Source organism: Actinomyces sp. AC-20-1 (genome assembly GCF_023369555.1).
Taxonomy (GTDB): Bacteria; Actinomycetota; Actinomycetes; order Actinomycetales; family Actinomycetaceae; genus Actinomyces.
This window is the reverse complement of record NZ_JACJVC010000020.1, coordinates 1-20,582: the sequence shown is the minus strand read 5'-3', so window position 1 is coordinate 20,582 and position 20,582 is coordinate 1. Positions and strand designations below refer to the sequence as shown.

Genomic DNA, 20,582 nt, shown 5'->3' with positions numbered 1-20,582 from the left:
CACAGGTCCGCCCAGCGGACGGGCCGTATGCTGGGGCCAGTAGCCACGCCGTCGTGGGCCGCCCGCCCTCGCGTGCCCGGTCCGCGACGCCGGCCCCGCGGGCCGGACCCAGTGAACGGAGCACTCCACATGGCCCTGGTCGTGCAGAAGTACGGCGGCTCGTCCGTGAGCGACGTCGAGGCGATGCGCCGTGTCGCCAAGCGCGTCGTCGCCACCCGCAAGGCCGGCAACACCGCCGTCGTGGTCGTCTCCGCCATGGGCGACACCACCGACGAGCTGCTCGACATGGCCGACGCCCTGACCTCCGACGCCCCCGGGCGCGAGATGGACATCCTCCTGTCCGCCGGCGAGCGCATCTCCATGAGCCTGCTCGCCATGGCCATCAACGAGCTCGGCGTGCCCGCCCGCGCCTACACCGGCGCCCAGGCCGGCGTCCTCACCGACTCCAAGTACGGCAAGGCCTCCATCGTCGGGGTCCTGCCCGAGCGCGTGGCCCGCGCCATCCAGATGGGGGCCGTCGCCGTCGTCGCCGGCTTCCAGGGCATCAACGAGGTCGAGGACGTCACCACGCTCGGCCGCGGCGGCTCCGACACCACCGCCGTCGCCCTGGCCGCTGCCCTCAACGCGGACGTCTGCGAGATCTACACCGACGTCGACGGCCTGTTCTCCGCCGACCCCCGCATCGTGCCCAGCGCCCACCGCATCGAGTCCCTCACCAGCGAGGAGACCCTCGAGATGGCGGCCAACGGCGCCAAGATCCTGCACCTGCGGGCCGTGGAGTACGCCCGCCGCTTCGGCGTGCCGATCCACGTGCGCTCCTCCTTCTCGGACAAGACCGGCACCTGGATCGTCGACGGCTCCCGCGAGGACCGTCCGGCCATCCCCGCTGTCGCCGCGCACCTCGACAAGGTCCTCGACGACGACCCCGAGGACCACCCGGCCGAGCGCGGGGGCCGCAGGCCCGCACGCAGCCTCTCCGCCCTGGGCGTGGCCACCGTCGACGCCGTCACCGGCACCGTCGTCGCCCCCGAGGGCGCCGAGCAGCCCAGCGCCACCCTCGTGGACGAGGCCCACCAGACCGCCATCGCCACGCGCGCCCAGGCGCGCACCCGCACCTCAGCCAAGGAGAACAACGTGGAAGCCCCTGTCATCTCCGGCATCGCCCACGACCGCAGCCAGGACAAGATCACCCTGGTCGGGGTCCCGGACGTCCCCGGTGCCGCCGCCCGCATCTTCGCCATCGTCGCCGGCGCCGAGACCAACATCGACATGATCGTCCAGGACGTCTCCGCCTCCGGCAGCAACCTGACGAACATCTCCTTCACCTGCCCCGACGGCGACTCCGCCGCCGCCCGCGAGGCCCTGGAGGCGGCGCAGGACGAGCTGGGCTTCGCCGCCCTCGAGTTCAACCCCAACATCGGCAAGCTCTCCCTCGTGGGCGCGGGCATGCGCTCCCACCCGGGGGTCTCGGCCCGGCTCTTCTCCGCCCTGAGTGAGGCGGGGGTCAACATCCAGATGATCTCGACCTCGGAGATCCGCATCTCCGTCGTCGTCGACGACGCCGTCCTGGACGAGGCCGTGCGCGCCGTCCACACGGCCTTCGGGCTGGACGCCTCCACCGCCGAGGCGGTCGTCTACGGCGGCACGGGCCGCTGACCGAACCGCCGTCGGCCCCTCACCCACCACCAAGGAGCCCCATATGAGTGTCAACGAGTACGTCGCCCCCGCTGACGGCGTGAGCCTCGCCGTCATCGGCGCGACCGGGCAGGTCGGCCGTGTCATGCGCGCCATGCTCGCCGAGCGCGGCTTCCCCGCCTCCCGCGTGCGCTTCCTCTCCTCCGCCCGCTCCGCCGGGCAGGTCGTCGAGTTCCGCGGCGCCAAGGTCGAGGTCGAGGACGTGGCCACCGCGGACCTCGCGGGCATCGACGTCGCCATCTTCTCCGCCGGTGGCGCCGCCTCCCGGGAGCACGCCCCCCGCTTCGCCGCCGCGGGCGCCGTCGTGGTGGACAACTCCTCCGCCTGGCGCAAGGACCCCGAGGTCCCGCTGGTGGTCTCCGAGGTCAACCCGCAGGCCATCGCCCACCGCCCCAAGGGCATCATCGCCAACCCCAACTGCACGACCATGGCGATCATGCCGGCCCTCAAGGTCCTGCACGAGGAGGCCGGGCTCGTGCGCCTCATCGCCTCCACCTACCAGGCGGTCTCCGGCTCCGGGCGCGCCGGCGTCGCCGAGCTCGCCGGCCAGGTGCGCGCCGTCGCCGACAAGGACATCGAGGCCCTGGCCCTGGACGGGCGCGCTGTGGACTTCCCCGCCCCGGGCGTCTACGTGGACACCATCGCCTTCAACGCGGTCGCGTGGGCGGGCGCTGACGCCGGCGACGGCTCGGGCGAGACCGACGAGGAGCAGAAGCTGCGCAACGAGTCCCGCAAGATCCTCTCGATCCCGGGCCTCAAGGTCTCCGGCACCTGCGTGCGCATCCCGGTCTTCTCCGGCCACGGCGTGAGCGTGTCGGCCGAGTTCGAGCGGGAGATCAGCGCCGAGCGCGCCGTCGAGCTGCTGCGCACCGCCCCCGGCGTCACCTACGACGACGTGCCCACCCCCCTCAAGGGCGCCGGCCGTGACGGCACCCTCGTGGGACGGGTGCGGGCGGACCAGGCCTACGACGAGGGCCACGGCATCTCCTTCTTCGCCGTCGGCGACAACCTGCGCAAGGGCGCGGCGCTCAACGCGGTCGAGATCGCCGAGCTCGTGGCGGCCGAGCTGCGCTCCGCGCGCGCCTGACGGGCGCTGGGACCGCGGGACCCGTGCTGACGGGTGCGGGCGGGCCGGAATAGCCGGTCCGCCCGCACCGTTGCACCTCGCATCCGACCGACGCCCGAGAAGGGGAACCCATGGCCACCGTCAACATCACCGGCGAGCAGTTCAACGAGACCGTCCGCGGCGAAGGCATCACCCTCGTGGACTTCTGGGCCTCCTGGTGCGGCCCGTGCCGGCGCTTCTCCCCGATCTTCGAGAAGGCCTCCGAGGCCAACCCGGACCTGACCTTCGCGAAGGTGGACACCGAGGCCGAGCAGGGCCTGGCCGCCGCCCTGGGCATCTCCTCCATCCCGACCCTCATGGTCTTCCGCGACGACGTGCTCGTCTACCGCGAGGCGGGCGCCCTGCCGGCGAAGGCCCTCGACGCGCTCATCACCCAGGCGCGCGAGCTGGACATGGACGAGGTGCGCAGGCAGATCGCTGAGCAGCAGGGGGAGCGGGCCTGAGCGGGGCCCGCCCCACATAAGTCAGTGACTCTAATCGGTGAACCTGTTATCATAGGAAACATGATGAACGCTGTCTCCGCTCCTGCCGCCCTGCCCTCCTTCACCGCCACCCCCGAGCTCGCCGACGCCCTCCAGCGCGCCCTCGTGGACGTCACCGCGCTCTCCCTCGTCACCAAGCAGATCCACTGGAACGTCGTCGGCCCCAGCTTCCGCGACATCCACCTGGGCCTCGACGAGGTCGTCGCCATCGCCCGCGAGGCCTCCGACACCATCGCCGAGCGCATGCGCGCCGTCAACGCCGTCCCCGACGGCCGCCCCGACGCCGTCGCCGACTCCACCCTGCCGACGGCCCCCGCCGACCTCACCATCGTCGCCGACGCCGTCACCTACGAGGTCGGCGCCATCAACGCCGTCGTCACCACCCTGCGCGACATCCACAAGGTCGTCGACGAGACCGACACCATGTCCTCCGGCCTCATCGAGGACGTCACCCTCAAGCTCGAGCAGCAGGCCTGGTTCCTCTCCGCCCAGAACTACACCGCCTGAGCCCGGGCCTCTCCTCACGCCACGCGCGACGGCGCCCGCCGCCCCCAAGGGGCCGGCGGGCGCCGCCACACGCGGGTCCTGCGCGGTCAGTCCGCAGCGGGCATGAGGATCCAGGCGACGACGTAGGCGATCCACATCGGGCCGGGCAGGAGCGCGGCCGCGAGGGTCGCCAGACGCACCAGCGTGGGCGACACGCCCCAGTAGTCGGCCAGGCCGCCGCACACGCCCGCGATGAGACGCCGACGCGAGCGGCGAGGAAGCTGGGAGCGGAAGGACTCGGTGCGCTGGGAGTAGGAGCCGGACGGGTACTGCTGTGCCATGGCCCCAGTCTCCACCAGGACCCGGGCCGCCGGTATCCGGTGAGGCCCTGAGACATCCCGGACCCGCCCCGGGCCCAGGGCCCCGGACCGCCCCAGGGCCATGCGGCCCGGCGCCCGCGGCGATACGGGTACGCTCGCGTCACGGCGCCCCGGCACGATCACCGCCCGCGTCACCAACGGAGGAGACCCCATGAGCTACGCCCTGCTCGCCGCCTACACGCTCACCACCCCCCTGCCCCCGCTGGAGGACACCCGGCGCCGGCTCGTCGGCGAGTCGCAGTTCTTCGTCGACCAGTCCGAGGTCACCACCCGCGGCTGGTACGACATCTCCGGGTTCAGCACCGGTGCCGACCTGCTCGTCTGGTGGGCCGACTCCGACCCCGAGCGCCTCCAGGACGCCGCGCACCGCCTGCGCGCCTCCGCACTCGGCCACTACCTCGCCCCCGCCTGGTCCACCATCGCCCGCGGCGACCTGCCGACCACCCCCGCCGGCGACTGGCTCGCCGTCCTGCCCGGCACCCCCGCCCCCGCGCCCGCCGCCGGGGCCACGGTCACCGAGCTCTCCGGCCACGGCCTCAGCGGCCCGCAGGTCCTCACCCTCATCGAGTCGGCCGCCCTCGACGCCGTCGCCACGGCTGCAGAGGGCACCAGCAGCCCGAACGGGCTCGCGCGGGGCGTCGGCGCCACCGGCCTCACGGGCGTGCGCGTGAGCCCCGCCGAGTGGGCCGAGCGCCAGCCGCGCTCCTGACCCCAGTCCCTCACCGCCGTCACGGGCGGCCCCGGAGGACGCTCCCCCGGGGCCGCCCGTGCTGCTGTCAGAAGTGGAAGCGCGCCCCCGAGGCCGGCTCCGCCAGCCAGGCGAGCGCCGACTCAATGCGCCCGAGCGACGAGGGCACCATGGGCGAGGGCAGGCGGTCCGGGTGGAACCAGCCCACCTCGGTGGACTCGTCGTCAGCCACCCGCACCCGCGCGGCCTCGGCGGGGCCCACCCGCCCCACGAAGCTGATGTCCATGAAGGCACAGGCGTCACCGTTGGGGAAGGTCATGGGCTCACCCGCCCCCACGTCCACGACGGCCAGGACCTCGGGGACCACCCCCGTCTCCTCCTCGCACTCGCGCACAGCGGCGGCCGCGGGCTGCTCGCCCGGCTCCGGGATGCCCGAGACGACGGCCCACCGGCCGTTGTCGCTGCGCCGCCCGAGCAGGAGGCGCCCGTCGCCGTCGACGACGACGATGCTCACCCCCGGCAGCCACAGCAGGTCGTGGCCGATCTTCTCGCGCAGGCTGAGGATGAAGTCGGGAGTCGCCATACCGTGAGGCTACGCCTACCGGGCCGGCTCAGCGGGGCCGGGACAGGGCCACCTCGCGCGCCCGCTCGGCCCAGGCCTCGACCGGGTCCTCCACCGGCACCGGGTCCCACCGGCCCCCCGAGCGCTCCACCGCGCGCGCCAGCAGCCAGTCCGCCACCACCGGGTTCTTCGGCAGCAGCGAGCCGTGCAGGTACGTGCCGATGACGTGGTGGCAGCGCGCGCCCTCCGTGCCGTCCTCACCGTTGTTGCCCTCACCGGGCCGCACGCGCCCCAGGGGCCGGGCGTCCGGGCCCAGCCGGGTGAGCCCGGAGTGGTTCTCGTAGCCGACGACGGTCCCGAAGTCCTCCGACTCCACGGCGATGTTGCCGATGAGCCGCCGGCTGCCCGCGACGGTGTGGACGTCCAGCACCCCGATGCCGGGCATCTCCACGCCGCCGGAGGTGACGAAGCGGTGCCCGAAGAGCTGGTAGAGCCCGCAGATGACGAGCATCGGCGTGCCCGCCTCCGCCAGGTCGCACAGGGCCGGGCCCCGGGCCAGCAGGTCCTCCTTGATGCGCTCCTGGCCCGAGTCCTGGCCGCCCCCGCCGACGACGAGGTGCACGTCGCCGGGCAGCTCCTCGCCCCGGTCGTAGGAGAGCATCTCGACGTCATAGCCCTGCCACTGCGCACGGCGGGCCAGGACCAGGGCGTTGCCCCAGTCGCCGTAGATGTTCATGTCGCCCGGGTAGAGCTGGAGCAGGCGGATGCGGCCCCGGGCGGCGCCGTCACTCGTGTGCTCGTACAGGGCGCTCACTTCATGACCTCCTCGACCTCGGTGAGCTCGGCCAGGCGGGCTCGCAGGGCGAGCATCGCCGTGTAGCTGGTGAACACGCGCATCCGGCGCCCCTCGTCCCGGCCCGGGGCCCGGCGCAGCAGGTCGAGGGCCCGGGACAGGTCCGGCTCGACCGCGCCCACCTCGACGCCGTCGTAGCGCAGGCGCAGCGCCATGTCCCAGGCGCGCACCCCGGTGACGACGGCGACCCCGCCGTCGCGCAGCGAGGAGAAGCCCACGTCCCACAGCCAGGACATGTCGCGGCCGTCCGCGTGCTCGTCGTTGACCGCCACCATGACGGTCTCCGCCCCCCGCGCGCGCACCGCCTGCTCGGCGGTGAGCAGGCTCATGCGGAAGCCGGCCGGGTTCTTCACGAGGGAGAGCTCGATCTGGCGCCCGTCGAGGTCGAGGACCTCCCCGCGCCCGAAGGCCGCCTCGACGCGCGAGAGCGTGCCCAGCAGGGAGGGCAGGTCCAGGCGCCGGCCCATGACCTCGACCGCCATCGCCAGTGCCGCGACGGCGTTGAGCTGGTTGTGCACCCCCGGGATGGTGAAGGTGACCGGGTGGTCCTCGCCGTCGACACGGATGACGGCCTCCTGGCCGTCAAGGGACTCCAGGGTCACGCGCGCAGGCGGGCACAGCCGTCCGGAGCCCTCCCGCTCGGGCGACGACGGCGCGGCCCCGCCCGGGCCGCCGCGCAGCTCGTCGTCGGACAGGAACACGCCGCGCAGGCCCTGGCCCACCCCGAAGGCGCTCACCCGCGCCCGGAGCCCCTCGAGGAAGGCGTCACCGGCCAGGCGCGGGTCGTCCGCGTTGGTGACGACGACGCCCGTGGTCGCCTGCGCGACCTGGCGCAGCAGGGAGGCGGTGTAGTCGATCTCCCCGAAGCGGTCGAGCTGGTCGCGCATGACGTTGAGCAGGAGGGCGCCGCGCGGGCGCACCTTCTCGACGAAGCGCACCGCGTGGGCCTCGTCCAGCTCGAGGACGGCCACGTCGGCGTGAGCGCGCCCGGTCCAAGAGACCTCGGTGAGCAGGGAGGCGAGCACCCCGCGCACGAAGTTCGAGCCCGTGCGGTTGGTGAGGACCCTCAGGCCCTGCTCCTCGAGGAGCTGGACGAGCATCTTCGTCGTCGTCGTCTTGCCGTTCGTCCCGGAGACGACGACGACGCCCAGCGGCAGCTGGTCGAGGGTGCGGCGCAGGAACCCGGGGTCGGTCCTCTCGACGACGAGCCCCGGCAGGGCCGTGCCTCCGGTGCCGCCGCCGCGCAGTCGTGCCGCCGTGCGGGCAGTGCGTCCGAGGGCCACCGTGGCCGTCGAGCGCAGGGAGGTCAGCAGGCTCATCGTGTGCGGCTCCTCAGGGGGTATCGGGCGGTGTGTGCGAGTGCGACGCAAGTGTAGGGCGCCCCGGTCGGGGACGGGCCGGCACGCTCAGCGCGGCACGACGACGGTGAGCGCCCCCGGCTCCACCACGGCCTCCACCCGGCGCGTCGAGCCCACCGGGTCACCGTCGAGCTCGAAGGGGACCGGCTCGTCGGTCTCGATGAGCACCCGCGCGGCCGAGGTCGTGCGGAAGCCCTCCGTGTCCCGGCCGGTGAGGATCTGCGTGCCCAGGCGGGCCCAGTCGATGACGCGGTCGGGGGAGGCGGTCATGAGGTCGAGGGCGCCGTCGTCGGGCTGCGCGTCCGGGAAGATCGTCATGCCGCCGGTGATGGTGCCGACGTTGCCCATGAGCGCCATGACGGTCGAGCGCTCCTCGCTGTCCTCCTCGCCCAGGGTCACGGTCACGGGGAAGGGGTCCGGCACGGCGTTCTGCACGGCGGCGACGGCGTAGGCGCCCGAGCGGATGACCTTCTTGAGGTCGTCGTTCGTGTCCTCCATGATCTGGGCGTCCAGGCCCAGGCCCGCCATGACGACGAAGCGCTCGCTGCGCTCGGCCCCCTCCTCGGGGTCCAGCCAGGTGACGCCCACGACGTCGATGGCGCGCTCGCGGCCCCGGAAGGCCAGGTCGAGGGCGGAGTCGACGTCGAGGGGCACCCCCAGGTTGCGGGCCAGGAGGTTGCCGGTGCCCGAGGGCAGCAGCGCCATGGGCACGCCGGTGCCGGCGAGCTCGGCGCTCACCGCGCGCACGGTGCCGTCGCCCCCGGCGACGAGGACGAGGTCGGCGCCGTCGGCCAGTGCCCGGCGGGCGGCCTCGTGTCCGGGGTCGTCCGTGCTCGTCTCCAGCCAGGTGGTGGGCCGCCAGCCGCGCTCGAGGACGGTGGCCTCGACCCGTCGGCGCAGAAGGGACAGGTCATCGAACTTCGTGGGGTTGAGGACGACGGCGGCGTGGGCGTCGACCCGCTCCGTCGGCAGGCCCTGGCGCGCCCAGTCCACGAGGATGGGGCGCACGCCTCCGGCCATGAGGGCGAGGTTGGCGACGGCGACACCGAGCAGGGCCCCGCCGACGATATCGGACACGTGAGCCAGGCCCGTGGCCCACTGCGCCACCGCCGTGAGCAGGGCGAGGCAGCCGGCCAGGAACGACCAGGCGAGCACGGAGGAGCCCGGACGGCGGTGGGCGCGCACGAGGGTGACCGTCACCCAGGCGCCGATGGTGACGGCCGCGACGTGGGTGGAGGGGTAGGCGCCGCCCAGGTGCGACACGGAGTCCGCGAAGGCGGTGGGCGGGCGCTCCACGCCGAGCCAGGTGCTCAGCGCCAGGGCGGCCGGGACGCCGGCGGCCGCCACCGCCAGGGCGATGGCCAGGCGCCGCATGCGCCTCTTGTAGGAGAAGACGGCGACGCCGAGGACCGCCAGGAGCACGAGGAGGGGGTGCGTGAGCAGGGAGAATGCCTCGGCGAGCTGGCCTCGCACCGAGCGCAGGGGCAGCGCGGGCGCGTCGAGGCGGGCGTCGAGGCCGGCGGTGCGTCCGGTGAGGACGAACCAGGTCCAGGCGGCCAGTGCCAGCAGGGACAGGGCCGCGGCGCTGAGCTCGAGGGTGAGCAGGCGCGGACGGTGCGGGGCGGTGCGGCGGGTGCTTCGGGCCATGGGCTCTCCTCGGGGATCGGGCCGGTCCTGGGCGCCGGGGCGCGGTGGCGGGTCACGTTGACAGGTCGTGGTGACGGCGGGTCCTGCCAGTGCGAGCCTACGGCAGGGGCCCGGACGGATGAACCGCCGGCCTCAGTCGAGCAGGCCCAGGAGGTGGCGGCGAGCCCTCATGGCGTGGATGACCAACTGGTTGCCGCTGTCGAAGGTGAGGACGACGAGCTCTAGGAGCCGGCCTTGGCGGTCGAAGCCCATGATGAATTGCTTGGCGGGCACATCGTCATCCGGCCGGCTCTCGTACACCCGGTGCTGTGCGGCGTGAATGGAGTCCTGGGCGTCCACACCGTGCTTGAGCGCGGACTGGTGGACCCTCATGCGACGAAGGCGCGCACAGCTGAGCGGATGACCTCGGATCGGCTGGTTCCCTCCTGCTGGGCGCGCTGGTCCACAGCCGCGACGAGATCGTCCTCCATGCGGACCGGGACCACACGGGCAGCGGTGTCACCCATGGGGCGGCGACCTCTCTTGCGCAGGACCTTGATGTCGTAACCACGCTCAGCCTCGTCGGCCCACTCCTGGATCATCTCGTCCGTGACAATGACGCCGTCGATAGTCTCCATGAATAAAGTGTAATACGAAAAGGTGGTCTGGGGGCCCGGGGTGGGGCAGTGTCAGCGGGCATCTGACTGTCCGCGCCAGGTCAACAGAAAGGACGTCCGCAAGCCTGCGGACGTCCTCGTCGTCGGGGTGCTTGGACCTGGCGGCCCATCGGCCCCTTCCTCCTCGGACGCCTCATGAGCAAGCTCATGGGCGCCCTCGTCGTCGGGGTGGCGGGATTTGAACCCACGACCTCTTCGTCCCGAACGAAGCGCGCTACCAAACTGCGCCACACCCCGTGTGCAGAGGGAACTATAGCCACTCGCGGGGGACCGTGGGAAATCACCGGCCTGAGTCCTGAGTCACGTGCCCGCCCGCAGCCGCCCGGCCACCGCCTCAGGCGGCGGGCAGCAGCGTGAGCAGCGTCGCCTCCGGGCGGCACGCCAGGCGCACCGGCGTGAAGGGGCTCGTGCCCAGGCCGGCCGACACGTGCAGGTACATGTGGTCTGCCGCCTGGGGCTCACCGATCCGACCCGGGTACTGCGACAGCCGCCGGGTGACGCGCTCGCGGTCCAGGTCGCAGTTGGTCACCAGCGCCCCGTAGCCCGGCAGGCACAGCTGCCCGCCGTGCGTGTGGCCGGCCAGGGCGAGGTCGACGTCGTCGGCGCTCATCGCGGCCAGCACCCGCCGGTAGGGGGCGTGCACCAGCCCCAGGTGCAGCGCAGCGCCCTCTCGGCCCCGCACCCAGGTGCCCTCCGACTCCGACGCCACGGCCCGCTCCGGGTACACGTCCCGGTCCGCGTGAGGGTCATCCACCCCCACGAGCCTCACCCGGCGCCCGCGCACGCACAGCTCGCCGCGCGTGTTCGTCAGGTCCACCCAGCCACCCGAGCGCTGCAGGTCGCGCACCTCGCGCCACGGCAGGGCCGCGGCCTCCCTCTGCGGGTCGTCCGCGTCGCGCGGGTCGCGGCGCAGGTAGCGCGTCGGCAGGCTGAAGATGGTGGTGCGGTAGTCGTGGTCGCCCATGACGAAGGCGCCCGGCAGGTGCAGGAAGGGCTCCAGCGCGCGGCTCAGCGGCTCCAGGCCGCTGGCGAAGGACAGGTTGTCGCCGGTGTTGACGACGACGTCCGGGTGCAGACGCGACAGCGAGCGCACCCAGGCCACGCGCGCCTCGGTGCGGTCCGTCAGGTGCAGGTCCGCCAGGTGCAGGAGCGTGAGAGGCTCCTCGCCCGGGGCGAGCACCGGGACCGCCAGACGCCGCAGCACCGGCATCCTGGCCTCGAGCAGGGCATAGCCCAGCACTCCGGCGCCGACGACGGTCACCGCCCTCGCTGTGAGCGCCGCCCTGCGAGCGGCAGCCCCCGAGGCCGTTCCTGCGCCCCGGACGCACATGCCTCCCACGGCTCAGCCCCCGCTCAAGGCGGTGGCCGGAGCCTCGCCCGACTGGCCGGTGGAGGAGGCGTTGGAGGCATTCGACTCCTCGGACTCCTCCTGCTCGTCCTCCTCGGCCTCGGGGGTCGGCGTGGGGGTGGGCCTCGCCGTCGGCATGGGCTGGACGCCCAGGCTCACCTGAGTGAAGTACTCATGGGGCGTGTCCGCCAGGGCGGCGTCCATGTACATCTTCCACAGGGGCGCGGGCGCGTCCGAGCCGTACATCGTCGAGTACCAGCGTCCGCCGATGTACTGGTTGTTCATGGCCGAGTAGCCCTCGGAGTGGCCGAGCCAGACGGCGGCGGACAGACTCGGGGTGAAGCCCACGAACCAGGCGTTGTCCATCAGCTCGGTGGTACCGGTCTTGCCGGCCGAGGGGCGCCCTCCCGCCAGGGCAGCGGTGTCCCCGGTACCGGGCGAGCGCATGACGTAGGTGAGGGTGAGGGCCGTCTGGTCCGCCGCCTCGGCCTCCATCACCTGCGTGCACTCCGAGGAGGGCACGGCCAGCGAGGTGCCGTCGGAGTCGGTGATCGAGTCGATGGCGATGGGCTTGCAGTACACGCCGTGCGCCGCGAAGGTGGCGTAGGCGTTGGCCATCTGCAGGGACGTGACCTCCTGCGAGCCCAGGGCGATGGAGGGCTGCGCCGCCAGGGGCTCCCCGGCGTTCGTCGTCACTCCCATCTTGGCCGCCAGGTCCGTGACGGAGCAGATGTCCATCGCCGCGGTCATACGGGCGTAGCCGACGTTGATGGACAGCTGGGTGGAGCGGATGACGTTGTTCGTGCCGCCCTCGAAGGGGTTGGCGTTGTCGACGTTCCAGTCCGCGGCGTGCTCCGGGGCGCAGGAGATGTTCCACGTCGAGGCCGGGAACCTGGTGGGCGAGGTGTTGAAGGTCGTGTAGCCCGAGCGGCCCTCCTGGTACCACTGGGCCAGGACGAAGGTCTTGAAGGTCGATCCGGGCTGGAAGCCGGAGGTCCCGTCACGGTTCTCCAGGCCACCGTGCCGGGCGTCCACGCCCAGCGAGATCTGGGTCGCCGTCGGGTCCTCCTCGGTGGCGTCCCCGTAGTTCGTGTTCTGGGAGATGGCGAGGATGCGGCCCGTGCCCGGCTCCACCGACACGAGTGACGCCTTGACGTTGGACGGGTCCCCCGTGGGCACGTACTCCTGCACCGCGGCGTCCGCTGCGGCCTGCTTGCCCAGGTCCAGTGTCGTCGTGATCGTCAGGCCGCCGCGCAGCAGCAGCTGACGGCGCTCGGCCTCGGTCGCGCCGAACAGCTCGGAGCTCTCGATCTCGCCGACGACGTACTCGCAGAAGTAGGCTGCGGCACCCGCGGCGCCGCAGCCGCCGACCGCGTTGGTCACGTTGAGCATGTCCTCGATCTGGGTGGCGACCGCCTCGTCGTACTGCTCCTGGGTGATGAACTCCTCCTCGTACATCTTGAGCAGCACCCAGTCCATGCGACCCTTGGCTTCCTCCGGGAAGGCGATGGGGTCGTAGGCGCCCGGCGCGTTCGTCAGCCCCGCCAGCAGCGCGGCCTCCGCCACCGTCAGCTCGGCCGCGGAGTGGGAGAAGAAGTGCCGTGAGGAGGCCTCGACGCCGTAGGTCGAGGGCCCGAAGGCCGCGATGTTGAGGTAGCCCTCGAGGATCTGCTGCTTGGTGTAGGTCTGCTCAAGAGTGAGCGCGTACTTGATCTCCCGCAGCTTGCGCGCGGTGCTCCTCTCCGTCGCGGCGGCGATCGCGGCCGGGTCCCCCGTCTGCAGGCCCGCCTCGACGAGGACGTTGCGCACGTACTGCTGGGTGAGCGTCGACGCGCCCTGCGAGCCGCCCGCGGCGTTCGACACGAGCGCGCGCACCATGCCCGTGGGGTCGACGCCCTTGTGCTGGTAGAAGCGCTGGTCCTCCACCGCGACGATGGCGTTCTGCATGTTGACGGAGATCTGGTCGAGGGGGACCACGATGCGGTTCTCCGCGTAGAACTGGGCGATCTCCGTGCCGTCCGCGGCGCGGATGACCGAGACCTCGCTGGGCTCGAGGATGTTGAAGTCCGTGGGCAGCTCGTCGAAGAGCTGGGCGCCCGCGTGGGTCACCGCCGAGGTGGCGCCGACGAAGGGCAACGCGAAGCCGGCCGTGAGGACGCCGCCCACCCCGGAGAGCAGGACGAAGGCGAGGAGCATCGAGACGGCCTTGACGGGCGAGAGGGTCCGGCCGCGGGAGGAGGACGACATGGCGCCCAGACTACGTGCCCCCGCTGCCGGCACGTAGTGGGGGCGGCCGGGTGACCGCCTGGGATCGTCCTGGGACCCGTATGGGGAGCCGCCTCGCAGAGTGGGTGCGCATACACCCTGACAGCCCGATCCGTCAGGGGAATCGAGCCCCGGACCCGGGGTGATTTGGTTGAACTGCTCACTATGGCCTACCGTCAGATGTGACGACGGCGACACAGTGGTCGCCCGTCGCGCAGACGGGAGCGTGAGATGACCATCGACCAGACCTGGGCAGTCCGGGCCTCCTGCGCCAACGTGGAACCGGACCAGCTCTTCGGCAAGGGCGCCGAGCAGCGCGACGCCCGCTCCCTGTGCTTCTCCTGCCCCGTGCGCATGGAGTGCCTGGCCGAGGCGCTCGACTCCGAGTCCTCCTTCGGCGTCTGGGGCGGTCTCACCGAGCGCGAGCGCCGCGCCCTCCTGCGCCGCTTCCCCGAGGTCGACGACTGGGGCGCCTGGCTGCGCCGGGAGGACGACGAGCTCGTCGCCGAGATCCACGCCCACCGGGCCCCGCGCATCCTCGCCCGCGTGCGCTGACAGCAAGCAGCCGGGGCGTGCACATGTACCCCCGGGCTGCACCGGCCGGGCCGTGCGGCTGCGTCTCCGGCTACACCGGCCGGGTCTCGCGCCCGTAGGCTTGGCCCATGACTACATGGGAGTACGCCACCATTCCGCTTCTCACCCACGCCACCAAGCAGATCCTCGACCAGTGGGGCGCTGACGGCTGGGAGCTCGTCCAGGTCGTCCCCGGCCCCACCGGCTCGGACAACCTCGTCGCCTACCTCAAGCGCCCCCGCCAGGCCTGAGCGGCCGGCCGCCGCACAGGCCGGTCGCACAGGACGGTGGCCCGCCTCCCAGCCGGGAGGCGGGCCACCGCCATTCGTGTCTCAGAACCCCATCGGCGGCTCGGCGCCCAGGTGCTCAGCGGGCCCGACGACGCAGACGGTCGACGTCGAGCAGCGTCACCGCACGGCCCTCCAGACGGATCCAGCCACGGGAGACGAACTCCGCCAGCGACTTGTTGACCGTCTCGCGCGAGGCGCCCACGAGCTGGGCCAGCTCCTCCTGGGTGAGGTCGTGCGGCACGTGCACGCCGTCCTCCGTCGTCGAGCCGAAGCGGTCGGCCAGGTCCAGCAGGGCCTTGGCCACACGCCCGGGGACGTCGGAGAAGACGAGGTCGGCCAGCGCGGTGTTCGTGCGGCGCAGGCGCTGGGCCAGCGCGCGCAGCATGTCCTTGGCCAGCTGCGGGTGCGTCTCGATGAAGGTCATGAGCTGGCTGTGCTCGAGCGTGAGCAGGTCCGTGGGGGCCACGGCGGTCGCCGTCGTCGAGCGCGGGCCCGGGTCGAAAAGGGTGAGCTCACCGACGAGCTCGCCGGGACCCAGCACCGCGAGCAGGTTCTCGCGACCGTCCGCGGAGGCGTGACCGAGCTTGATCTTGCCGGACAGGAGGACGTAGAAGCGGTCACCCGGGTCGCCCTCGTTGAAGAGCGTCTCGCCACGGCGCAGAGTCGTCTGCGACATCATGGCGCGCAGCTCCTCCTGCTCCTCCGGTCCCATCCCCTCGAAGAGCGGGATCCTGGAGATGATGCTGTCGTCCACGAAGGTCCTCCTACTGGTCCTCTGAGCCCGAGCCGAGCTCCCACATGTCTATCCTGCCACGGTCTGTGACCTGAGGCACGCCGTCGAGCATTTTAGTCACACTGCGTCACAGTTCAAGTCGGCCGGCGGCCGCGCGCCGTCCCACCGGCCGGAAGCGGCGCGCCACAGGGCCCGAGGACGGCAGGATGGTGCCGATGGCACGCACCCCCTCCCCGGCCCTGGACCCCTCCCTCGTCGAGCGGGCCGCCGCCGTCGACGACGAGCTCCGCCTGCTCTACCCGGACGCCCGCTGCGCCCTCGACCACGACGGCCCCTTCCAGCTCCTCGTCGCCACCGTCCTGTCCGCCCAGACCACGGACGCACGGGTCAACACCGTCACCCCCGGGCTCTTCCACCGCTGGCCCGACGCCGCCGCCCTGGCCGGGGCGGAGCCCGACGCCCTCGAGGAGGTCCTGCGCCCCCTGGGCATGCAGCGCACCCGCGCCGAGCGGCTCGTCGGCCTGGGGCAGGGCCTCGTCGAGCGGCACGACGGCGAGGTCCCCGCCGAGCGCGACGCCCTCACCGCCCTGCCCGGCGTCGGCCGCAAGACCGCCCACGTCGTGCTCGGCAACGCCTTCGGCGTGCCCGCCATCACCGTGGACACGCACGTCGGGCGCCTGAGCCGCCGTCTGGGCTGGACCACCCACACGGACCCCCTCAAGGCCGAGCGGGACATCGCCGCGCTGTGGGCCCCGGAGCGCTGGACCGACGGCTGCCACCGCCTCATCGAGCACGGCCGCGCCGTGTGCCGGGCGCGCTCACCGCGCTGCGGGGACTGCGCCCTGCTCGACGCGGGGCTGTGCCCCCAGGTGGGCCTCTGACCGCCCGGACTGCCGGCACCCGGGGCGCCGCCCACCGGCACCGGCCTCAGGACATCTCCTCCAGGAAGGGCAGGACGGCCTCCAGCAGCCGCCCCGGCGCCTCACGGTGCGGGAAGTGACCCACCGCGTGCACCGTCACCTGCTGCAGCGGCCCGGCCACGTGGTGCGTGTCGCGCGCGTAGGCCTGCGCGGGCTGCACCGGGTCCAGCTGGCCCTGCACGCTCAGCACCGGCACCCGCACCGGGTGCTCCAGCACCGCCAGCTCGCGGCGGCTGAGCAGGGAGTCACGCACCGTCGCCAGCGCCGAGCGTGCCGCTCCCGGGCGCGCCAGCAGCGCCGCGTAGTACGAGGCCGGCCGCGCCGCCGCCTCCCGCGTGCCGGGCGCCGCCCACGAGCGCAGCAGGCGCTCCATGCCCGCCGTCGTCGACAGGCTCCGCTCCGGCAGCACCGGCGTCTTGAAGGTGAGGTACTGCAGGGACGAGCCGGACAGCCGCCGGCCGCGCAGCGAGCGCACGGCCACCGGGTGCGGGGCGCCCACCGGCACGATCGCGCGCACCGTGCCCGGATCCCGTGCGGCCAGCAGCCACGCCACCTGGCCCCCTAGCCCCGCGCCGACGACGAGGGCCGACTCATGGCCCAGGCAGCGGATGACCCCCAGCACGTCGTCCGCCAGGGTCAGCAGCGAGTAGCCCGACGGCGGACGGTCCGAGCCGCCGAAGCCCCGCAGGTCCAGGGCCGCGACCCGGTGGCCCGCCCGCGCGAGGGACGGCATGACCTCCGACCAGGCCCACCAGCACTCCGGGAAGCCGTGCAGCAGCAGCACCAGCGGGGGCTGCGGACCCTCGCCCGGCAGAGGCTCCGGGCCGGACAGGGAGACGTGGAAGCGCGTGCCCCCGGCCGTGAGGCTGCGGTGGGCCCAGGGGCCGGGGAGGTTGACGGTGACGGGCACGTCGGGAAGGGTACCGGTGCCGCGCCCGCCACGGGCCGGGTCGGCGGAGCCGGCCCGCGAGGAGCGCACCCGTTGCGCCCGCGTCAGCCGAGCAGCAGGGAGGCGAGCACGTACACCCCCGTGCCCCCGACGAGCGACAGCCCGATCTGGCGGCGCCACAGGTGCAAGCCCGCCGTCGCCGCGATGCCCGCCAGCGCAGGCACCCACCCCGCCGGGTCCGCGCCCACGCCGTCGAGCGTGTAGGCGATGAGGACGACCATGACGCCCAGCGGCATCGTCCGCGACAGGAAGTCCACCAGGTCGCTGCGCCGGCCCCGCAGCAGCACGAAGGGGGCGAGGCGGCAGGCGAAGGTGAGGGCCGCGACCACGACGACGGCGAGGGCCAGCTCCGCGGTGGACAGCATCAGGCCCCCACCGCCTCGGGGGCGGCCCCGCCGTCGGGAGCGCCGCCTGCCCGCCGCCACAGGAACAGAGCGGTCAGGCCGACGGCGAGCACCCCCAGGGCGCTGAGCAGGGCGGCCCGCCCGCCGACGGCGAGCCCCACCGCACCGGCGACGACGCCCAGGCCCAGCACCGCCAGGTCCGGGTGCGTGCGCCAGCTCTCGATGGCCAGGACGACGAACAGGGCCGTGAGCACGAAGCCCAGCAGCTGGACGTCGGGGCCGACCACCACCGCCAGCCACGTGCCCGCCAGCGCCCCCGCCGTCGTGCCCAGGACCCAGGACAGGTGGCTCAGGACCTCCACCCCCAGCAGGTAGGCCCCGCTCATGCGCGTGCGGTCCTTGGAGGCGAGCAGGGCGTAGACCTCGTCCGTGATGGCGTGCACCGCGTAGAGGCGGCGCAGTGCCCCGCCGCGGATCCTGCCCAGCGGGAAGCCGAGCCCGTAGAAGACGTGCCGGCCGGAGACGAAGACCGTGGACGCGGCGACCACCGCCAGGGGCTCGCCGGCCGCCGCGAGGGGGACGAGCAGCATCTGCATCGTGCCCGAGTAGATGACCAGCGACCACAGCGGCGCCCACCACCAGGCCAGCCCGGCCGCGGCCAGCAGCGTCCCGGCGGCCAGGCCCAGGGTGAGGTAGCCGATGACGACGGGCACCGCGTCGCGCGCGGCGTCGCGCAGCGTCTGCGTCGCAAGGGCGTCGGGGGCGGGCACCGCCTCAGGGTAGGGGCGCAGACGGCGAGGCCGGCGCCCCGGCCTCATGGTGAGACCGGGGCGCGTGAGGGGCCGCTGGGGCCGGTGGGCGCGAGCGGGGTCAGCCGAGGGTCTTGCGCACCCGGTCGACGACCTCCTGCTCGCGCCGTCCCGCGCGGCGGGCCGAGTGGGAGACGACGCCGACCATGATGAGCAGCAGGCCGGCCCAGGCGAAGCGCCCGGTGGCGGCGTCGGCCCACACGTAGGAGGCGAGGTCCGCGCCCAGGCTCGACTGCTGGGCGAGGCGGTCGAGCACCGGCGTCACGTGCAGGCCCATGACGGCGGGAACGACGAGTCCCGGCAGGCCGATGAGCAGGGTGAGGGCGCCCACGAGGAAGGAGCCGACCGAGGAGCGGCGGGCCGTCCACAGGGCCAGGACCAGGGCCAGGGCCCCGATGACGAGCTCGACGAGGCCCGCGACGCTGAGGACGAACCGGTGGGGCTCGGTCGCCGTCATCACCTGCGCGGCGGAGTCGTGCAGGAAGAACCAGGCGATGGGCAGCAGGACGAGGGAGAGCAGGACGCCCGCCCAGTGCGCGGCGGTGCGCGGCGCCGGCTTGCCGACGACGGTCGAGCCCTCGAGGAGGATGTCGTCCTCCGTGCGCGGGGCCGTGCGCTGGGGGCGGCGCTCCTTCCAGGCCGGGGCGATGGCCTCGTCCTCCTCGTCGGGCTGCGCTGCGGGGTCGGGTCCCTCGCCGCGGGTGGCCGCCGGCTCGGCGGTCGTCGCGGCGTCAACGGGCTCGGCCGGGGCCTGCTCCTCGAGGTCGGAGACGGTCGTGGGGGCGGTGGTGACGGTGGTCTGGTCCTGCTCCGCGGTGACGGGCTCGGCGTCGGCGAAGATCGAGCGGCGGCGCACGGCCGGGGAGTCGGCGGTGTCCCCGCCGTCGGCGGAGGTGGTGGCCAGGACGTCCACGTCCTGGGCGGGCCTGCCCACCGGGAAGACCCCGGCCTCGGGGATGCCTCCCTCCTCACCGGGGTCCGTGCCGGTCTCAGCGGTGGGCCCGGGCTCGACGACGACGGTCTCGGGCCCGGTGGTGACGGGCCCGGCCGGTGCGTCGAGGACGACGGGCTGCTCGCCGTCGTCACTCATCCCCTCAGCGGGGTCGTCGCCCAGGACCGGTGCCGGGACCGGGACCTCCAGGTCGTCGTCGAGCACCACGGCCTCAGTGGTGGTGGGGTCGGACGACTCGTCCTCGAAACGGGTGGGGTTCTCGGTGCTCACAGGCCCTCCTTCATGCCCGCCCACCGTAACGGCCCCGCGGCCCGGCGCGCGGGAGGCGTGCCGCTCGCACCCCTCACGGGCGCCGCACGGGCCTCCTCAGGAAGCCGGCGACCCGCCCCGCAGCAGACGGGCCTCACTCAGGCGCCCCTCACGGCGGGCCAGGTGCACGCCCCAGCCGATGGTCGCCAGGACCGCGCCCGCGCCCACGAGGCTGATCCCCGACGCGTCCGCAGGCGCCAGCGCCCCCGCCAGGCCACGACCCGGCAGGCGGCCCAGCCCCGACAGCAGCAGCGGCAGCCCCGCCACCGCCAGCAGCGGCCCCACGACGCGCGCCCCGAGCGTCGAGCGCCCCGCCCAGGCCGCCCCGGCCACCAGCAGCACCAGGGCGCACAGCAGGACCCCCAGGCCCTGGGCGGTGGGCAGGTCGGAGGTGCCGGTGACGACGCGGCCGTGCTCCTCGCGCAGGAGGTACAGGGCGCCGACGACGCCCGCCGCCACCGCCGGGAAGGACAGGACGTGGTCTCGGCGCCGGGCCGGGGGCGGCACCGGCGTCACCCCGAGCGCGCGGTCCGCCTGGGCCTGGGCCTGGGCGTGACGCGCCTGCTCCCGGCCCGCCCGGCGCGCCACGCGCATCGCCCACGACCCGCCCAGCATCAGTCCCGCCAGGACGAGCACCATGCCGGTGGGGATGAGGGTGCGCGCCCACGCGAAGGGCGCGTCGGCCGCGCCGCCCGGGCTCGCGAGGACGACGCCCTCGGCCCCCAGGGCGACAAGGCCCGTGACGAGGCCGCCCAGCGAGGAGCGGACGGCGAAGAGCGCCTGCGCGGCGCCCGAGACGATGACGAGCACGACGACGGCCCCCAGGGACGCCGGCCAGCGCCCCTCCAGCGACCACGAGGCCGCCAGGCCCGCCACCGCCAGCAGCGCCGGTGCCAGCAGCGCGCCGACGACGGCGACCAGCACGTGGTCGCGCCTGCGCCCGCGCGGGGCGAGGGGGACGCCGCCACTGGGCGTCGGGACCGCGCCGGCGGTGGAGCCTGGCTCACGGGGCTGTGTCGTGCTCACGGCGCCGAGGATAGCGGCGGGCCGGGGGACGCGACGCCGGATGACGGGACGAGCCGGCGCCGCCTCCCACCGGCGGCCGCCTAAGGTGGCCCGGTGAGCACCGACCCCGCCGTCGCCGCGCTGCGCGCCGT

23 protein-coding genes and 1 tRNA gene are annotated in these 20,582 nt (G+C 73.8%); 8 read left to right on the top strand and 16 right to left on the bottom strand.

Going from position 1 to position 20,582, the window contains the following annotated elements; genetic code table 11:
• Positions 1 to 129: 129 nt before the first annotated feature.
• The 4 genes from H6X67_RS10205 to H6X67_RS10190 all read left to right on the top strand — a co-directional run bounded on the left by H6X67_RS10205 (position 130) and on the right by H6X67_RS10190 (position 3,810).
• Positions 130 to 1,656, top strand: coding sequence for an aspartate kinase (locus H6X67_RS10205; protein ID WP_249369018.1), 1,527 nt, complete (start codon positions 130 to 132; stop codon positions 1,654 to 1,656).
• Positions 1,657 to 1,699: 43 nt separating this feature from the next.
• On the top strand, positions 1,700 to 2,782 hold the full coding sequence (locus H6X67_RS10200) for an aspartate-semialdehyde dehydrogenase (RefSeq protein ID WP_249369019.1): 1,083 nt from the start codon (positions 1,700 to 1,702) through the stop codon (positions 2,780 to 2,782).
• 110 nt (positions 2,783 to 2,892) lie between these two features.
• The gene (gene trxA / locus H6X67_RS10195; protein ID WP_249369020.1) at positions 2,893 to 3,264 is read left to right on the top strand and encodes a thioredoxin; all 372 of its coding nucleotides are present in this window, start codon (positions 2,893 to 2,895) and stop codon (positions 3,262 to 3,264) included.
• A gap of 63 nt (positions 3,265 to 3,327) precedes the next feature.
• A complete protein-coding gene (locus tag H6X67_RS10190) occupies positions 3,328 to 3,810 on the top strand; it encodes a Dps family protein (protein ID WP_249369023.1) in 483 nt (160 codons plus the stop codon).
• 86 nt (positions 3,811 to 3,896) lie between these two features.
• Here H6X67_RS10190 and H6X67_RS10185 read toward each other — a convergent pair whose 3' ends face one another.
• A complete protein-coding gene (locus tag H6X67_RS10185; protein WP_249369021.1) occupies positions 3,897 to 4,130 on the bottom strand; it encodes a PspC domain-containing protein in 234 nt (77 codons plus the stop codon).
• A 190-nt stretch (positions 4,131 to 4,320) separates the two neighbouring features.
• Between H6X67_RS10185 and H6X67_RS10180 the strand changes: the two genes are divergently transcribed.
• A complete protein-coding gene (locus H6X67_RS10180) occupies positions 4,321 to 4,878 on the top strand; it encodes a chlorite dismutase family protein (protein WP_249376306.1) in 558 nt (185 codons plus the stop codon).
• 67 nt (positions 4,879 to 4,945) lie between these two features.
• On the opposite strand, the gene H6X67_RS10175 is transcribed toward H6X67_RS10180, so the two are convergent.
• From H6X67_RS10175 to H6X67_RS10135, 9 genes are all read right to left on the bottom strand, one after another.
• Positions 4,946 to 5,440: an NUDIX hydrolase gene (locus H6X67_RS10175; protein WP_249368463.1), complete on the bottom strand. Its 495-nt coding sequence runs from the start codon at positions 5,438 to 5,440 to the stop codon at positions 4,946 to 4,948.
• Between the two features lie 28 nt (positions 5,441 to 5,468).
• A complete protein-coding gene (locus H6X67_RS10170) occupies positions 5,469 to 6,233 on the bottom strand; it encodes a type 1 glutamine amidotransferase (protein ID WP_249368462.1) in 765 nt (254 codons plus the stop codon).
• Positions 6,230 to 7,591, bottom strand: coding sequence for a Mur ligase family protein (locus tag H6X67_RS10165; RefSeq protein WP_249368461.1), 1,362 nt, complete (start codon positions 7,589 to 7,591; stop codon positions 6,230 to 6,232). The genes H6X67_RS10170 and H6X67_RS10165 overlap by 4 nt, the downstream gene beginning before the upstream one ends.
• Positions 7,592 to 7,678: 87 nt before the next feature.
• On the bottom strand, positions 7,679 to 9,277 hold the full coding sequence (locus H6X67_RS10160) for a bifunctional phosphatase PAP2/diacylglycerol kinase family protein (protein ID WP_249368460.1): 1,599 nt from the start codon (positions 9,275 to 9,277) through the stop codon (positions 7,679 to 7,681).
• Between the two features lie 132 nt (positions 9,278 to 9,409).
• The gene (locus H6X67_RS10155; protein ID WP_249368459.1) at positions 9,410 to 9,649 is read right to left on the bottom strand and encodes a toxin; all 240 of its coding nucleotides are present in this window, start codon (positions 9,647 to 9,649) and stop codon (positions 9,410 to 9,412) included.
• A complete protein-coding gene (locus tag H6X67_RS10150; protein ID WP_249368458.1) occupies positions 9,646 to 9,894 on the bottom strand; it encodes a ribbon-helix-helix domain-containing protein in 249 nt (82 codons plus the stop codon). The genes H6X67_RS10155 and H6X67_RS10150 overlap by 4 nt, the downstream gene beginning before the upstream one ends.
• Before the next feature lie 202 nt (positions 9,895 to 10,096).
• Positions 10,097 to 10,170, bottom strand: a tRNA-Pro gene (locus H6X67_RS10145).
• 97 nt (positions 10,171 to 10,267) lie between these two features.
• Positions 10,268 to 11,263: a metallophosphoesterase gene (locus H6X67_RS10140; RefSeq protein WP_249368457.1), complete on the bottom strand. Its 996-nt coding sequence runs from the start codon at positions 11,261 to 11,263 to the stop codon at positions 10,268 to 10,270.
• A gap of 12 nt (positions 11,264 to 11,275) precedes the next feature.
• On the bottom strand, positions 11,276 to 13,528 hold the full coding sequence (locus tag H6X67_RS10135; RefSeq protein WP_249368456.1) for a transglycosylase domain-containing protein: 2,253 nt from the start codon (positions 13,526 to 13,528) through the stop codon (positions 11,276 to 11,278).
• Between the two features lie 249 nt (positions 13,529 to 13,777).
• On the opposite strand from H6X67_RS10135, the gene H6X67_RS10130 reads away from it, so the two are divergent.
• Together H6X67_RS10130 and sp36 are read left to right on the top strand one after the other, a co-directional pair.
• On the top strand, positions 13,778 to 14,101 hold the full coding sequence (locus H6X67_RS10130; protein WP_249368455.1) for a WhiB family transcriptional regulator: 324 nt from the start codon (positions 13,778 to 13,780) through the stop codon (positions 14,099 to 14,101).
• Positions 14,102 to 14,208: 107 nt separating this feature from the next.
• Complete coding sequence (gene sp36 / locus H6X67_RS10125; RefSeq protein ID WP_249368454.1) at positions 14,209 to 14,370, top strand: Sp36 family protein; 162 nt, start codon at positions 14,209 to 14,211, stop codon at positions 14,368 to 14,370.
• Between the two features lie 115 nt (positions 14,371 to 14,485).
• On the opposite strand, the gene H6X67_RS10120 is transcribed toward sp36, so the two are convergent.
• On the bottom strand, positions 14,486 to 15,163 hold the full coding sequence (locus H6X67_RS10120; protein WP_166858269.1) for a Crp/Fnr family transcriptional regulator: 678 nt from the start codon (positions 15,161 to 15,163) through the stop codon (positions 14,486 to 14,488).
• Between the two features lie 194 nt (positions 15,164 to 15,357).
• Between H6X67_RS10120 and nth the strand changes: the two genes are divergently transcribed.
• On the top strand, positions 15,358 to 16,023 hold the full coding sequence (nth, locus tag H6X67_RS10115; RefSeq protein ID WP_306468468.1) for an endonuclease III: 666 nt from the start codon (positions 15,358 to 15,360) through the stop codon (positions 16,021 to 16,023).
• A 46-nt stretch (positions 16,024 to 16,069) separates the two neighbouring features.
• Here nth and H6X67_RS10110 read toward each other — a convergent pair whose 3' ends face one another.
• From H6X67_RS10110 to H6X67_RS10090, 5 genes are all read right to left on the bottom strand, one after another.
• Positions 16,070 to 16,972 (bottom strand): alpha/beta fold hydrolase, encoded by a 903-nt coding sequence (locus tag H6X67_RS10110; protein WP_249368452.1) that lies wholly within the window; start codon positions 16,970 to 16,972, stop codon positions 16,070 to 16,072.
• Between the two features lie 83 nt (positions 16,973 to 17,055).
• Positions 17,056 to 17,376 (bottom strand): branched-chain amino acid transporter permease, encoded by a 321-nt coding sequence (locus H6X67_RS10105; RefSeq protein WP_249368451.1) that lies wholly within the window; start codon positions 17,374 to 17,376, stop codon positions 17,056 to 17,058.
• Positions 17,376 to 18,092 (bottom strand): AzlC family ABC transporter permease, encoded by a 717-nt coding sequence (locus H6X67_RS10100; RefSeq protein ID WP_396121328.1) that lies wholly within the window; start codon positions 18,090 to 18,092, stop codon positions 17,376 to 17,378. The genes H6X67_RS10105 and H6X67_RS10100 overlap by 1 nt, the downstream gene beginning before the upstream one ends.
• Before the next feature lie 133 nt (positions 18,093 to 18,225).
• Positions 18,226 to 19,386: a sulfite exporter TauE/SafE family protein gene (locus H6X67_RS10095; protein WP_249368449.1), complete on the bottom strand. Its 1,161-nt coding sequence runs from the start codon at positions 19,384 to 19,386 to the stop codon at positions 18,226 to 18,228.
• A gap of 96 nt (positions 19,387 to 19,482) precedes the next feature.
• Entirely contained in the window at positions 19,483 to 20,451 is a 969-nt protein-coding gene (locus H6X67_RS10090; protein ID WP_249368448.1) for a hypothetical protein, read from the bottom strand.
• Positions 20,452 to 20,582 lie beyond the last annotated feature (131 nt).